The 13,702-nt window shown below is 60.9% G+C and carries 13 protein-coding genes; 7 read left to right on the top strand and 6 right to left on the bottom strand.

The window, feature by feature from the left end; translation table 11 throughout:
- Window positions 1–128 precede the first annotated feature (128 nt).
- The gene (locus tag ACI77D_RS17330; RefSeq protein WP_064451472.1) at window positions 129–1,061 is read right to left on the bottom strand and encodes a proline iminopeptidase-family hydrolase; all 933 of its coding nucleotides are present in this window, start codon (window positions 1,059–1,061) and stop codon (window positions 129–131) included.
- A gap of 93 nt (window positions 1,062–1,154) precedes the next feature.
- Window positions 1,155–1,919 carry a LuxR family transcriptional regulator gene (locus tag ACI77D_RS17335; protein WP_064451473.1) on the bottom strand — a complete coding sequence of 255 codons (765 nt, stop codon included), beginning with the start codon at window positions 1,917–1,919 and terminating at the stop codon, window positions 1,155–1,157.
- Between the two features lie 183 nt (window positions 1,920–2,102).
- Here ACI77D_RS17335 and ACI77D_RS17340 point away from each other — a divergent pair, with 183 nt between their 5' ends.
- Genes ACI77D_RS17340 through ACI77D_RS17365 form a run of 6 tightly spaced genes read left to right on the top strand, consistent with a single transcriptional unit; the run spans window position 2,103 to window position 8,260 of the window.
- Entirely contained in the window at window positions 2,103–2,990 is an 888-nt protein-coding gene (locus tag ACI77D_RS17340) for a proline iminopeptidase-family hydrolase (protein ID WP_262667379.1), read from the top strand.
- Between the two features lie 3 nt (window positions 2,991–2,993).
- Entirely contained in the window at window positions 2,994–3,941 is a 948-nt protein-coding gene (locus ACI77D_RS17345) for an ABC transporter permease (protein WP_064451475.1), read from the top strand.
- Entirely contained in the window at window positions 3,938–4,795 is an 858-nt protein-coding gene (locus tag ACI77D_RS17350; protein ID WP_221294251.1) for an ABC transporter permease, read from the top strand. The genes ACI77D_RS17345 and ACI77D_RS17350 overlap by 4 nt, the downstream gene beginning before the upstream one ends.
- Entirely contained in the window at window positions 4,792–5,748 is a 957-nt protein-coding gene (locus ACI77D_RS17355; protein WP_407017117.1) for an ABC transporter ATP-binding protein, read from the top strand. The genes ACI77D_RS17350 and ACI77D_RS17355 overlap by 4 nt, the downstream gene beginning before the upstream one ends.
- A complete protein-coding gene (locus ACI77D_RS17360) occupies window positions 5,745–6,764 on the top strand; it encodes an ABC transporter ATP-binding protein (RefSeq protein ID WP_064451478.1) in 1,020 nt (339 codons plus the stop codon). The genes ACI77D_RS17355 and ACI77D_RS17360 overlap by 4 nt, the downstream gene beginning before the upstream one ends.
- On the top strand, window positions 6,746–8,260 hold the full coding sequence (locus tag ACI77D_RS17365) for an ABC transporter substrate-binding protein (RefSeq protein ID WP_407017118.1): 1,515 nt from the start codon (window positions 6,746–6,748) through the stop codon (window positions 8,258–8,260). Before ACI77D_RS17360 ends, ACI77D_RS17365 begins: the two co-directional genes overlap by 19 nt.
- A 146-nt stretch (window positions 8,261–8,406) precedes the next feature.
- Here the strand turns inward: ACI77D_RS17365 and ACI77D_RS17370 are convergent, their stop codons facing one another.
- From ACI77D_RS17370 to ACI77D_RS17385, 4 genes are all read right to left on the bottom strand, one after another.
- On the bottom strand, window positions 8,407–9,147 hold the full coding sequence (locus tag ACI77D_RS17370) for a YciK family oxidoreductase (RefSeq protein ID WP_064451480.1): 741 nt from the start codon (window positions 9,145–9,147) through the stop codon (window positions 8,407–8,409).
- Window positions 9,148–9,336: 189 nt separating this feature from the next.
- Entirely contained in the window at window positions 9,337–10,008 is a 672-nt protein-coding gene (gene mupP / locus ACI77D_RS17375) for an N-acetylmuramic acid 6-phosphate phosphatase MupP (RefSeq protein WP_064451481.1), read from the bottom strand.
- Window positions 10,009–10,012: 4 nt separating this feature from the next.
- Complete coding sequence (gene ubiG / locus ACI77D_RS17380; protein WP_064451482.1) at window positions 10,013–10,711, bottom strand: bifunctional 2-polyprenyl-6-hydroxyphenol methylase/3-demethylubiquinol 3-O-methyltransferase UbiG; 699 nt, start codon at window positions 10,709–10,711, stop codon at window positions 10,013–10,015.
- A 63-nt stretch (window positions 10,712–10,774) separates the two neighbouring features.
- Window positions 10,775–12,106: a TRZ/ATZ family hydrolase gene (locus ACI77D_RS17385; RefSeq protein ID WP_407017119.1), complete on the bottom strand. Its 1,332-nt coding sequence runs from the start codon at window positions 12,104–12,106 to the stop codon at window positions 10,775–10,777.
- Between the two features lie 109 nt (window positions 12,107–12,215).
- Between ACI77D_RS17385 and mtnA the strand changes: the two genes are divergently transcribed.
- Window positions 12,216–13,286, top strand: a complete 1,071-nt coding sequence (gene mtnA, locus ACI77D_RS17390; protein WP_064451484.1) for an S-methyl-5-thioribose-1-phosphate isomerase — start codon at window positions 12,216–12,218, stop codon at window positions 13,284–13,286.
- Window positions 13,287–13,702: the final 416 nt, after the last annotated feature.

Genomic DNA, 13,702 nt, shown 5'->3' on the forward strand with positions numbered 1-13,702 from the left:
TATTTCGGCCGTGACCCAAACAACGGATATGTACTCAGCGCCCCCCGACAACCACAGCACTCAACCCGTAAAAAAGATAGGTAGATACCTATGGCTATCGCAGGCAAGCCAGCTCCAACATGAGGCTCTCAACCCGCTTTGAGTGCCTGGTGCGGCACCGAGCAGGCCTCATCCAGAAACTTCACCACGGTCCCCATGCATGCCTGGCGTTCTTCCACGTGGGGCATGTGGCTGGAATCTTCAAACAGCGCCCAGCGCACGTCCGCGATCTCATCCAGGAACGGTTTGACCACCAATGGCGTGGCCTCGTCGTGCCGACCGGAGATCACCAGGGTTGGCACATTGATCGCCGACAACCGGCCAATCACGTTCCAGTCCTTCAAGCTGCCGATCACATGGAACTCCGTCGGGCCGCTCATGGCGTGGTACACCGTCGGGTCCGAATCCACTGCCGCGAAGGTGCGCGCCACTTCTTCCGGCCACGGGTTGACGCGGCACACGTGCTGGTCATAGAAAACCCGCGAGGCGGTTAGGTATTCCGGGTCTTGGTAGGTGCCGGCCTGTTCGTGTTTGAGCAGGGTTTCATGCACGCCTTCGGGCAACAGTTTGCGCAGGCGGTTGGCTTCGCTGACCCAGGTGCGCATGCACGTCGGCGAGTTGGCCGGGATGAATGCGCGCAGGCCTTTGGGCTGCAGAATCGCGTGCTCGCTGCCGAGCATGCCGCCCCACGATTGCCCGAGGATCGCGTAATTGTCGCTGATGTGCAGGTGGTCCAGCAGGTTGTTCAGCTCTGCGAGGAACAGGTCGATGGTCCAGAAAGACGCATCTTTTTCCGGTAAGTGTGTGGAGCGGCCATTGCCGAGTTGGTCGTAGTGAATAACCGCATGGCCGCTGGCGGCAACGTCCTTGAACGCGTCGACATAGTCATGGGTGCAGCCGGGACCGCCGTGGATGATCACCAAAGGTGTACGGCCGGTGGTCAGGTCGCCGGTGACGCGGTACCAGGTCTGGTAGGCGCCGAAGGCCGCATAGCCTTCGCGCATCTTCTCGATGAATTCCATTTCGTACCCTGCTCTGAAAAAAAGGATCAGGGGTACGATAGACGGCACGCGAAGTTTAAGTAACTAGCAAAACAGCTAGGTTTTGCCGACGGATCAATCTTCCAGCAAGCGGTAATGGGTGGCGCGGACTACCGCCTGGACGCGGTTTTTGGCCCCCAGTTTGTGCATCGCCGAGGCCAGGTGCAGGGTGACCACCGCCAGTGAACGGCTCAATTGCGTGGCGATTTCGGCGGCGGTGAAACCTTCGGCGGCCCATTTCAGGCATTCGCGCTCGCGTTTGGTCAGATGAATATGCGGGTAGGTACGTAGCTCTTTGCTGAACAACGGGTAGGCCGCTTCCTGCAAGGCATGGGTAATCAGGCTGAAATCCGTCAGGGTCTGCTGCGCATCTTGTAACACCGTGCTGGCGTTACCGGTGCGCAGGCCGGTCAGCGACGCGAAACCGCCGCGCGGCAGATGAATGGGCACACTGACCCCGCAGGTCAGTTGGCGTTCATGCAGGTAAGTGGACACCGGCGCATGGCAGGGGTCGATGATTTTTTGCAGCGCGGTCTGGGCTTTTGCCTCATAGGACCAGACGAACGGCGACACCGTGCTCAGGGCCAGGTGTTGCACCGGGTCGATCTGGTAAAACCCTTCGCTGCACCACAACGCGTGCCAGTCCGGCGGGGTATTGCGCAGCTCCAGCACCGACGGCGTGATCAGTGAGCCGTCCTGGTCGATGGGCACTGGCGTGTAGTCGTACACCAGCGCATCGAAGCCCAATTGTTGGGCGAGGATAAATGTGTTGTCCATCTGTTCATCCAGGCTCCTGCCCGGCATCAGACGGTTATTGAAGGCGGTTAGCTTGGCCAGCATCCGTTCTGCTCCCGAATTCATTTGAATCTCGACTTGCGGCAAGTAGAATGCCACGCCCCGGCGAAGGACTGCCAGGCCAAACCTATAAGAAATACTAGGTTATGGACGCACGGCATCCTCGGTAGTGTTGGCCAGATAAACGGCCGCTGACTGCCAGGCCGATACAACACAAGGAACGTATGCATGTGGCGTGAAATTGCCCCCGACCAGCAGTACAACGTGCAAGTCGACGGCCATAACGTCGTGGTCTACAGCTTTGGCGACGGCGATGAGGTGCTCTTGTGTCTCAATGGCGGCCCGGGCTTGCCATGTGACTACTTGCGCGACGCCCATGGCTGGCTCAAAGACCATAACCTGCGAGTGGTTGCATTCGACCAGCTTGGTACCGGCGCATCAGCCAGACCGGCCGACGTTTCCTTGTGGGAAATCAGCCGTTATGTCGAAGAAGTTGAAACCGTGCGCCGTGCCCTGGATCTCGGCCGCGTGCATTTGCTGGGGCATTCCTGGGGCGGCTGGCTGGGCATCGAATACGCCATCCATTACCCCGACGCACTGAAAAGCCTGATCCTCGAAAACACCGTCGGCGACATTCCGCACCTGTCCCAGGAGCTCGAACGCCTGCGCGGTGCCCTCGGCAGCGAAACCGTGGCCATGATGCAGCGCCATGAAGCCATGGGCACCCTGGACCATCCGCAGTACCAGGCCGCGATTACTTTGCTCAATTACCGTCACGTCTGCCGTCTGGACGAATGGCCGGAGCCGGTCAAGCGCTCCCTTGGCGACTGGAACATGGGACCCTACGAAGCCATGCAGGGCCCCAACGAATTCCTGTACATCGGTAACCTCAAGGACTGGAACCGCATCCCCGAGATGGCCGAGTTCAAGATGCCAATCCTGATCACCACCGGCCAGCACGATGAACTCACGCCGGCCTGCGCCCATCGCATGAAGCTGGCCGCCAGGCATGCCGAATTGCACGTGTTTCCCAACAGCAGCCACATGCCCTTTTATGAGGAACCCCACGCGTACTTCCCGGTGCTGCTGGACTTCCTCGCTCGCCATCGAGGCTGACGGATGAACCTGGCGCGTTACCGTTTTGTACTGTCCCGGCCGCTGCAATTGCTGCCGGTGTTGTTTGGCATCAGCCTGATCACCTTTGTGCTGGTGCGCTCGATCCCCGGCGACCCGGCGCGGGCCTTGCTGGGCTCACGCAGTACGCCGGATGCGTTGCTGAAAATCCGCGCCCAGTACGGCCTCGATCAACCGTTGTGGCTGCAGTATTTCTACTTCCTCAAGAACTTGCTCAAGGGCGATCTCGGCCAGTCGCTGTTGTACAAGGTTGACGCCTTGAAGCTGATCGTCACGCGGATCGAACCGACCTTGGTACTGGTGCTCGGCAGTGTGCTGCTGGCGCTCTTGATTGCAGTGCCGCTGGCGACGGTGGCGGCGCGCAATAAAGGCGGTTGGGCAGACAACCTGATTCGCGTGTTCACCACGGTTGGCCTGGGCATGCCGGCGTTCTGGCTGGGCTTGATGTTGATTTTGTTGCTGAGCGTGAAGTGGGGCCTGTTCCCGGTGTCCGGCTACGGGCGCACCTGGCTGGATAAGGCTCACCATATGCTGCTGCCCTGTTTGACCATCGCCCTGGCGCTGTCGGCGGTGCTGGTGCGTAACCTGCGCGCGAGCATGCTGATGGAGTTACAGGCCGACCATGTCACCGCTGCCCGGGCGCGCGGGCTGTCGGAGGCCGCCGTGTTCCGTCGGCATGTGTTGCCCAATTCCCTGGTGCCGGCGGTCAACCTGCTGGCGGTGAATATCGGGTGGTTGATCAGCGGCACCGTGGTGATCGAGAGTCTCTTCGCCATTCCCGGCATCGGCCAGTTGCTGGTGCGCGGCATCTTCACCCGTGACTACATGGTGGTGCAGGGCGTGGCCATGGTGCTGGCGTGTGCCACGGTGGTGGTCAACTTCGTCGCTGACGTGGTGACGGTGGCCCTCGACCCACGGGTGAAGATGCAATGAGCAGCCGCCCACTGATTGCCCCGTGGCGTTTGCGCCTGCGTTTTGGTTTTCGTAATGGTCGACTGACCGCTGCGTGGGGGTTGTTGATTTTGTTGGCCTGGTTTGCCCTGGCACTGTTTGCACCGTGGGTTGCGCCTTTTGATCCGATTGCGCAAAACACCGATATCAGCTTGTTGGGCCCCAGCATGGCCCACCCGTTCGGCACGGATAATTACGGAAGGGACATTCTTTCGCGGGTGATTTGGGGCGCGCGCATCGACTTGCAACTGGCCATCATCGGGGTGATTTTCCCGTTCATGATCGGCACCTTCGTCGGCGCCGTCTCCGGCTACATCGGCGGTCGCTTCGACAGCGTCTGCATGCGCGTGATCGACGTGATCCTCGCGTTCCCGTTCCTGGTGCTGATGCTGGCGATCATGGCCATTCTCGGCCCGGGCTTGAAGAGCTTTTATATCGCCATGGCGCTGGTGGGCTGGGTGTCGTATGCGCGGCTGATCCGCTCACAGATCCTGGTGCTCAAGGAAAGCGACTTCGCCCTGGCCGCCAAGAGCCTGGGCTTTGGCCACGGGCGCATTCTGTTCCGGCATTTGCTGCCCAACGCGACGTTTGGCTCGATTGTGTTTTCCATGTCCGACGCGGTGCTGGTGCTGCTCAACGGCGCCGCCGTGAGTTATCTGGGCCTGGGTGTGCAACCGCCGACGGCCGAGTGGGGCACGATGGTGGCCGAAGGGCAGGCGTTCATCACCACCGCCTGGTGGATTTGCACCTTCCCGGGCCTGGCCATCGTGACCCTGGCCATGGGTTTCAGCCTGTTGGCCGATGGCGTGGCACAAGTGTTGGGAGACCGTTCATGAGCCTGCTTCAAGTGCAGGACCTCAGCGTGATCGCCCATAACGCCGGGCGTGATGTCACCCTGGTTGACCGGGTGTCCTTCGACCTGGCCGAAGGTGAAATCCTCGGCCTGGTGGGCGAGAGCGGCTCGGGCAAGACCATGGCCTGTCGCGGCCTGATGCGGCTGTTGCCGTCGGCCAATCTGCGCGTGCAAGGCGGTGCCGTGCGCCTGGCAGGTCGCGATTTATTGCAACTGGATGACCCCGGCATGCGCGCCGTGCGGGGCGGGCAACTGGGTATGATTTTCCAGAACCCCAGCAGCCATCTTGACCCGCTGATGCGCATCGGCGAGCAGATCGCCGAAGGTATTCGGCTGCATCAAGGCGCGTCGAAAAAAGACGCACGCTTGCACGCCATCGAGGTGCTGCGCCAGGTCGGCATTCCCGATCCCAAGGCGCGAGTCGATAACTACCCTCACGAGTTTTCCGGCGGCATGCGTCAGCGGGCAATGATCGCGGTGGCCCTGGGCTGCAACCCGAAAGTGCTGATTGCCGACGAGCCGACCACCGCGCTGGATGTGACCGTGCAGGCGCAAATCCTGCGCCTGTTGTTGGACCTACGTGACCAGCATGGCCTGTCGATGATCATGATCACCCACGACCTCGGCGTGGTGGCGCAAACCTGTGACTCGATCGCGGTGATGTACGCCGGGCGCCTGTGCGAACACGGCAGCAAGTACGACTTGCTGGCCCATCCACAACACCCGTACACCGCCGGCCTGATCGATTGCCAGCCCGCCCACAGCAGCGGCCACGCCTTGCTGCGTACCATTGCTGGCCAGCCGCCGTTGCTGGATGCCTTGCCCGCCGGTTGCCGGTTCAACCCGCGCTGCCCGCAGGTGGGCGCCTTGTGCACCGAGTTGCTGCCGGAAGGTGCGCGGGTGGCCTGTCACTATCCCTTGGGAGGCCAACCATGAGCCTGTTGCAGATCAAGGACCTCGAGGTGCGTTTTGCGGCGTCCGGCACCGGTTTGTTTGGCCTGAATAAACAGTGGGTGAGGGCGGTGAACGGTGTGTCGCTGAACCTGGCCGCCGGTGAAACCCTGGGTCTGGTGGGCGAGTCCGGCAGCGGCAAGAGCACACTGGGCCGGGCAATTTTGCACCTCAACCCGATCAGTGCCGGGCAGGTCTTGTTCGATGGCGTGGACATGGCCCATGGCAGCGCTATCGACATCGCTCGCCTGCGCCATGAAACCGCGATGATTTTCCAGGACCCTTACGCCGCCCTGAACCCACGCCACACCATTGGCGAAACCATTGCCGAAGTGCTGCGGGTGCAACGCAAAGCCGCGCCAGAGCAAATTCCCCAGCGGGTTAATGAATTGCTCGAACTGGTCGGCCTGCGCCCCGAATTGGCCAACCGCAAGCCCGGTTCACTCAGTGGTGGCCAATGCCAGCGTGTCGGTATCGCTCGGGCGCTGGCGGTAGAGCCGCGCTTGATCATCGCCGATGAGTGCGTGGCGGCATTGGATGTGTCGATTCAGGGCCAGATCATCAACCTGTTGCTGGAACTGCAACAGCGCATGAACCTGGCGATCCTGTTTATCGCCCATGACCTGGCCATCGTGCGTCGCCTGTGCGACCGCGTGGCGGTGATGTACCTGGGCAAGATCGTTGAGGAAGGGCCGGTGGAGGCGGTGTTTACCGCGCCGCGCCATCCGTATACAGCCGCGCTGATCGAGGCGATTCCCGAGATTGATCCACGTCGGCCTTTGCCAGCGGAGCCGTTGCCGGGTGAGCCGCCGAGCCCGTTGAATTTGCCCGCAGGTTGCGCCTTTCACCCGCGTTGCCGCTACGCCCGGACAATGTGTTCCGTGGTGTTGCCGCCTACTCATTTCCTGCACGAGCATCGATACAGTTGCGTGCTTGAAGCACCTTTGACCCTTTCTGCCATTCATGAACAAGGAGTTATGACATGCAATCCCGCCACTTGAAGTTGCTCGCCGCGGCTACATTGACCGCTTGGTCCCTCACTGCCGGGTTGGCACACGCCGCTGGCGTGCTGACCATCGGCTGCCGTGAAGACAGCACCACTTTCGATCCGATCAAAAGCGCGCAAAACCGCGACACCTGGGTATTCGCCAACGTCTACGACACCCTGGTGCGCGTGGATAACCTGGGCACGAAGATGGAGCCGGGCCTGGCAGAAAGCTGGGAGATTTCCAAGGATGGCCTGACCTACACTTTCAAGCTGCGTGACGCGAAGTTCTCCGATGGCTCGCCGATCACCGCCGACGACGCGGCGTTCAGCCTGTTGCGCATCCGCGACAACAAGGCGTCGCTGTGGAGTGACCCGTTCAGCCTGATCAGCATGGCCAAGGCCAGTGATCCCAAGACCCTTGTGGTCACCCTGAAAACCCCGGCCGTGGCCTTCCTCTCGCAATTGGCCTCGCCGACGGTATCGATCCTGTCGGAAAAAGCCATGACCAAAATGGGCGAGGACGCCTACTCGGAAAACCCGGTGACCTCCGGCGCGTTCACCGTAGAGGAGTGGCGCAAAGGCGATCGCGTTATCCTGAAAAAGAACCCGAACTTCTGGCAGGCCAAGAACGTCAGCCTGGATGGCGTGGAGTGGGTGTCGGTCACCGATGACAACACGCGCATGCGCATGGTGCAGAACAACGAACTCGACACGGCGATCTTCGTACCGTTCTCCCGCGTGGAAGAACTGAAGAAAGACAAAAACGTGGTGATCCACTCCGACCCGTCCACCCGTGAAGATCATCTGCTGATCAACCACGCTCACGGGCTGCTGGCCAAGCAGCCAGTGCGCGAGGCGCTGGACATGGCCATCGACAAACAGTCGCTGGTGAAGACTGCAACTTACGGTCAAGGCACCGTGGCCTATTCCTACATCCCGAAAGGCTCGCTGTTCCACTATGCCAACAACCTGCAGCGCCCGTATGACCCGACGGCCGCGAAGAAACTGCTGGAAGAGGCTGGCGCCAAGGATTTGAAGCTCAACTACGTGGTCAACGCCGGCAACGAAGCGGACGAGCAGATTGCAGTGATCATCAAGGACCAGTTGGCCAAGGTCGGCGTGACTGCCAACCTGCAGAAAGTCGACCCGACGCAAAGCTGGCAGATGCTGGTGGACGGTGAGTACGACATTTCAGTGATGTACTGGACCAACGACATTCTCGACCCGGACCAGAAGACCACTTTCGTACTGGGCCATGACACCAACCAGAACTACATGACCCGCTACAAGAATGACAAGGTCAAGGAACTGGTGGCGGCTGCGCGGATCGAGGCCGACCCGGTCAAGCGCGAGCAGATGTATGTGGAGTTGCAGAAGCTGGCGAAACAGGATGTGAACTGGATTGATCTGTACTACAGCCCGTACATCAACATCTCACGCAAGAATGTGAGTAACTTCCTGCAAAACCCGCTAGGGCGTTTCACCCTTGAGGACGTGGTGAAAAACTAAACACCACCGCTGAACAACTGTGGGAGCGGGCTTGCTCGCGAAGGCGCCGTGTCAGTCAACTGAAATATTGACTGATGCACCGCCTTCGCGAGCAAGCCCGCTCCCACATTGGGTTCTCTGTTCTGTCAGTTGAGTCAGCTTAAGGCTTACTGCGCATCAAACGCCTGCCCATTGATGCCCGCACTGTCCGGCCCCATCAGGTACAGGTACACCGGCATGATCTCTTCCGGCGCCGGCCTTTCCATCGGGTTTTCACCGGGGTACGCCTGGGCGCGCATGCTGGTGCGTGTTCCGCCCGGGTTGATGCTGTTGGAGCGCACCGCCGCCACGTCCTCCAGCTCGTCGGCCAGGGTTTGCATCAGGCCTTCAGTGGCAAACTTCGACACGCCATAAGCGCCCCAGTACGCCCGGCCCTTGCGCCCGACGCTGCTGGAGGTGAACACCACCGACGCATCCTGGGACAGCTTGAGCAGCGGCAGCAACGTGCTGGTCAACATGAACATCGCGTTGACGTTGACGTGCATCACTCGCATGAAATTCTCACCGGACAACTGCTCGATCGGTGTGCGTGGGCCGATGATCGAGGCGTTGTGCAGCAGGCCGTCGAGGCGGCCGAATTCTTTTTCGATCATCGCCGCCAGCTCATCGTACTGATGGGGCAGGGCGGTCTCCAGGTTGAACGGAATCACCACCGGTTGCGGTTGGCCGGCGGCTTCGATCGCGTCGTACACCTCGGCCAGGTTGGCTTCGGTCTTGCCCAGCAACAGCACGGTGGCGCCATGGGCGGCGTAGGTTTTTGCCGCCGCCGCGCCAATCCCGCGACCGGCGCCGGTCACCAGGATCACCCGGCCTTTGAGCAGTTCTGGACGTGCGCAGTAATCAAACATAAATAGCCTCGACAGAGTTCAGTAGGTTTACAAACACTGAACCAAGAACAGTACACAAATCCTAATGTGGGAGGGGGCTTGCTCCCGATTGCAGAGTGTCAGGCACTGTATCAATCACTGACCTACCGCTATCGGGAGCAAGCCCCCTCCCACATCGGGTCTTCATAGGTCAGCAGGACCGGTGAGCAATCAGCAACTGCACAGTGCATTATCCAGCACCTTGCGCAGTTCCAGCGGGTGATCCACCACCACATCGGCGCCCCAGTTGCGTGGGTTGTCATCGGGGTGGATGTAGCCGAACGTGACCGCTGCGGTGCGGGTGCCAGCGTCACGGCCGGACTCGATATCGCGCAGGTCATCGCCCACAAACAACACGCTGGCCGGGTCCAGGTTGAGCATCTTGCACGCCAGGATCAGCGGCTCAGGGTCCGGCTTGCTGTTCTTCACGTGGTCCGGGCAGATCAGCAGCGCCGAGCGCTCGGCCAGGCCCAACTGCTGCATGATCGGCTCGGCAAAGCGCAGCGGTTTGTTGGTGACCACGCCCCAGACCAGCTTGGATTTTTCGATGTCTTGCAGCAACTCGGCCATGCCGTCGAACAGTTTGCTGTGGATTGCGCAGCCCTTGAGATAGCGCTCCAGGAACTCCAGGCGCAGTTCTTCAAAGCCAGGGGATTCGGGGTCCATCGAGAAGGTCACGGCGACCATCGCCCGCGCACCGCCGGAAATTTCATCGCGGATGTGCTGGTCGTTGATCGGCGCCAGGCCGCGGTCGGCGCGCATGGCCTGGCAGATCGCGATGAAGTCCGGCGCGGTGTCCAGCAAAGTACCGTCCATATCGAAGAGAACCGCTCGCAACTTCACAGGCTTACTCCTCGCGCAGAGTCTGGATCATGTAGTTGACGTCCACGTCACTGGCCAGCTTGTAGTGCTTGGTCAGCGGGTTGTAGGTCAGGCCGATGATGTCTTTGACGGTCAGCCCGGCCTGACGGCTCCAGGCACCCAGCTCGGACGGACGGATGAATTTCTTGAAGTCGTGGGTGCCACGCGGCAGCAACTTCATGATGTATTCGGCGCCGATGATCGCGAACAGGTAGGCCTTGGGATTGCGGTTGATGGTGGAGAAGAACACCTGGCCGCCCGGCTTGACCATGCGGAAGCACGCGCGAATGACCGAGGACGGGTCCGGTACGTGCTCGAGCATCTCAAGGCAGGTGATCACGTCGAACTGCTCGGGCATTTCCTCGGCCAGGGCTTCGGCGGTGATCTGGCGGTATTCCACGCTCACGCCGGATTCCAGTTGGTGCAGTTGGGCCACGGCCAGCGGGGCTTCGCCCATGTCGATGCCCATGACGGTGGCGCCGCGCTGGGCCATCGCTTCGCTGAGGATGCCGCCGCCGCAACCGACGTCGAGCACCTTCTTGCCGGCCAGGTTGACGCGTTCGTCAATCCAGTTGACCCGCAGCGGGTTGATGTCGTGCAGGGGTTTGAACTCGCTTTCGCGGTCCCACCAGCGGTGGGCCAGGGCTTCGAATTTAGCGATTTCGGCGTGGTCGACGTTGCTCATGGTAAATCCTCTAAATCTGATAAATCGGTTTGCAGGTGTTGAAGCTTAGGTTCAAACCCTGCGTTATTCGCTGTGCCCGCTGATCCGTTGGCCCCAGGCAATGGCCGTGGCGGTCAACTGTGGTTCATCCATGCGGGTCAATTGCCGGTCGTCGAGCAACTGCTTGCCGGCGACCCAAAGGTGTTTCACACAATCGCGTCCGGTGGCATATATAAGCTGTGAGACCGGATCGTAGATCGGTTGTTGCGCCAGCCCCGAAAGATCAAAAGCCACGATATCGGCAGCCTTGCCGACCTCCAGCGAGCCAATCTCGGCCTCCAGGCCCATGGCCCGAGCACCGTTGAGAGTGGCCATGCGCAGGGCGCGGTGGGCATCCAGCGCGGTGGCCGAGCCGGCGACCGCCTTGGCCAGCATCGCAGCGGTACGGGTTTCGCCCAGCAAATCCAGGTCATTGTTGCTGGCGGCGCCGTCGGTGCCGATCGCCACATTCACCCCAGCCTGCCACAGACGCTCCACCGGGCAAAAGCCGCTGGCCAGTTTCAGGTTCGATTCCGGGCAATGGATAACGCTGGTGTTGCTTTCTACCAGCAAAGCCAGGTCATCCTCGCTGATTTGGGTCATGTGTACGGCCTGGAAGCGCGGGCCGAGCAGGCCGAGGCGACCCAGGCGCGCCAGTGGGCGTTCACCGGTCTGCTCGACGGCCTGCTGCACTTCGAAGGCGGTTTCATGCACGTGCATGTGGATGGACTCGTCGAGTTCTTCGGCGATCACCCGGATTTTTTCCAGGTTCTCATCGCATACGGTGTAAGGCGCGTGGGGCCCGAAGGTGATCTTGATGCGCGGGTGGTGCTTGAGGTCGCCGAACAGTTCTACGCCCTGGCGAATGGCCTCGTCGGCGCTGCTGGCGCCGGGAATCGGGAAGTCGAGGATCGGAATCGCGATTTGTGCACGCATACCGCTGTTGTGCACGCAGTCGCTGGCGACCTTGGGGTAGAAATACATGTCGGAAAAACAGGTGATGCCGCCTTTAAGCTGCTCGGCGATGGCCAGGTCGGTGCCGTCGCGCACGAAGGCTTCGTCGACCCATTTGGCCTCGGCGGGCCAGATGTGCTTTTCCAGCCAGGTCATCAGCGGCAGGTCGTCGGCCAGGCCGCGAAACAGGCTCATTGCCGCGTGGCCGTGGGCATTGATCAAACCGGGGCTGAGCAACATGCCCGGCAGCTCGCGCACCTCGCTAGCCGCCAGCTTCAAGGCCGCAGCCCGCGGCCCGATAAAGGCGATGCGCCCGTCGCGGATGCCCAGGCCATGTTCCTTGAGCACCACGCCGGCAGGTTCGACAGGTACCAGCCAGGTGGGCAGCAGCAACAGGTCGAGCGGGGCGGCAGTGGAGGTCATCGCAGGCTTCTTCCCGGGCAGCTATAAAAGAAGGGCGAAGTATACCCGAGCGTCCTGGCTGGCGGATCGCTATAATCCGCGGCTTTTGTTCATGAGTGCGGGGTAAGGGATGCGCGACCGACTGTTAGCTGCGGAGAAAGTGAAGGCCATCGATTGGCGTGATGGCGCACTGCACCTGCTCGATCAGCGTGCCTTGCCGTCCCGGGAAACCTGGGTTGTCTGCGCCACTGCAGCTGAAGTGGCCGACGCCATTCGTACCATGGTGGTGCGTGGAGCGCCTGCGATCGGTATCAGCGCCGCCTATGGTCTGGTGCTCGCCGCGCGTGAGCGGATCGCCGAAGGTGGCGACTGGCAGGCAGCGTGGGAAGAAGACTACGCATTACTGGCTGATACTCGTCCGACGGCGTCGAACCTGTTCTGGGCCTTGAAGCGCATGCGTGATCGGCTGGACCGCGTGAAGAAGCCCGCCGACGCGCTGGTCGTGCTGGAAGCCGAAGCCATCGCGATCCATGAAAGCGACCGGGAAGCCAACCTCGTCATGGCCCAATTGGGCCTCGAGCGGATTCGCAAGCATCAGGGCAATGCTCAGGCGATCCTGACCCATGGCAATGCGGGCGCCTTGGCCACCGGCGGTGTCGGCACTGCTCTTGGGGTGATTCGTGCGGCTTTCCTGGAGGGTTTGGTCGAGCATGTCTACGTCAATGAAACCCGCCCCTGGCTGCAAGGTTCGCGGCTGACGGCGTGGGAGTTGGCGGCAGACGGTATTGCGGTCACGGTGAATGCTGACTCGGCCGGCGCGCATATCCTCAAGACCAAAGGCGTGACCTGGGTGATTGTCGGCGCCGACTGCATTGCGGCCAACGGTGATGTGGTCGGCAAGATCGGCACTTATCAGCTGGCCGTCTGCGCCATGCACCATGGCGTACGCTTCATGGTGGTGGCGCCAAGCTCGACACTCGATTTGATGATGGCCACTGGCGATGACGTCGCCCTGGAAGAGCGTGATCCCGGCGAGTTGCTGGATGTTATGGGGCAGCGGTTGGATGTGGCTGCCCTTAATCCCGTGTTCGACGTCACCCCGGCCGATCTGATTGATGTGATCGTGACCGAAAAAGGCATTGTCGAGCGGCCGGATACGGCGAAGTTGGCCAAGTTGATGTGCCGTAAGCGGCTGCATTAAAGGCTTTGCTGTCTGTGGCGTCGCTATCACCGGCAAGCCAGTTTCCGCCTTTGACAGGTGGGCACATCCAAAATGTGGGAGCGGGCTTGCCCGCGATTGGCCTTGAAAGTCAATAAACCCCTCGGATCTGCACCGGAAAAATAGCACCACCCTATCTCTGAGCCCCTCTCGTCGCCCTCAAGCCTGTCATCCGTCAACTTACTATGCTCCATGCGCGTCTGGGGGATAGGTGCGTGGCGGCGATTGTGATAACATCCGGCGGTTTCCAGGGCTGCCCCGAGGGGTGGCCTATAACGTGCAGATCCGTGTCATAACTCGTTGATTTGTCGTAAGTCGTTGTCAGGCACTCTGCCGGCAGCGGCGAGCTTCGTTCGTCCCATAGGATGTGACGAGGTTTCACCCGAAAAAGGAATCAG

The sequence above is a fragment of the Pseudomonas sp. O39 genome, from assembly GCF_045447295.1.
GTDB classification, from domain to species: Bacteria; Pseudomonadota; Gammaproteobacteria; order Pseudomonadales; family Pseudomonadaceae; genus Aquipseudomonas; species Aquipseudomonas antarctica_A.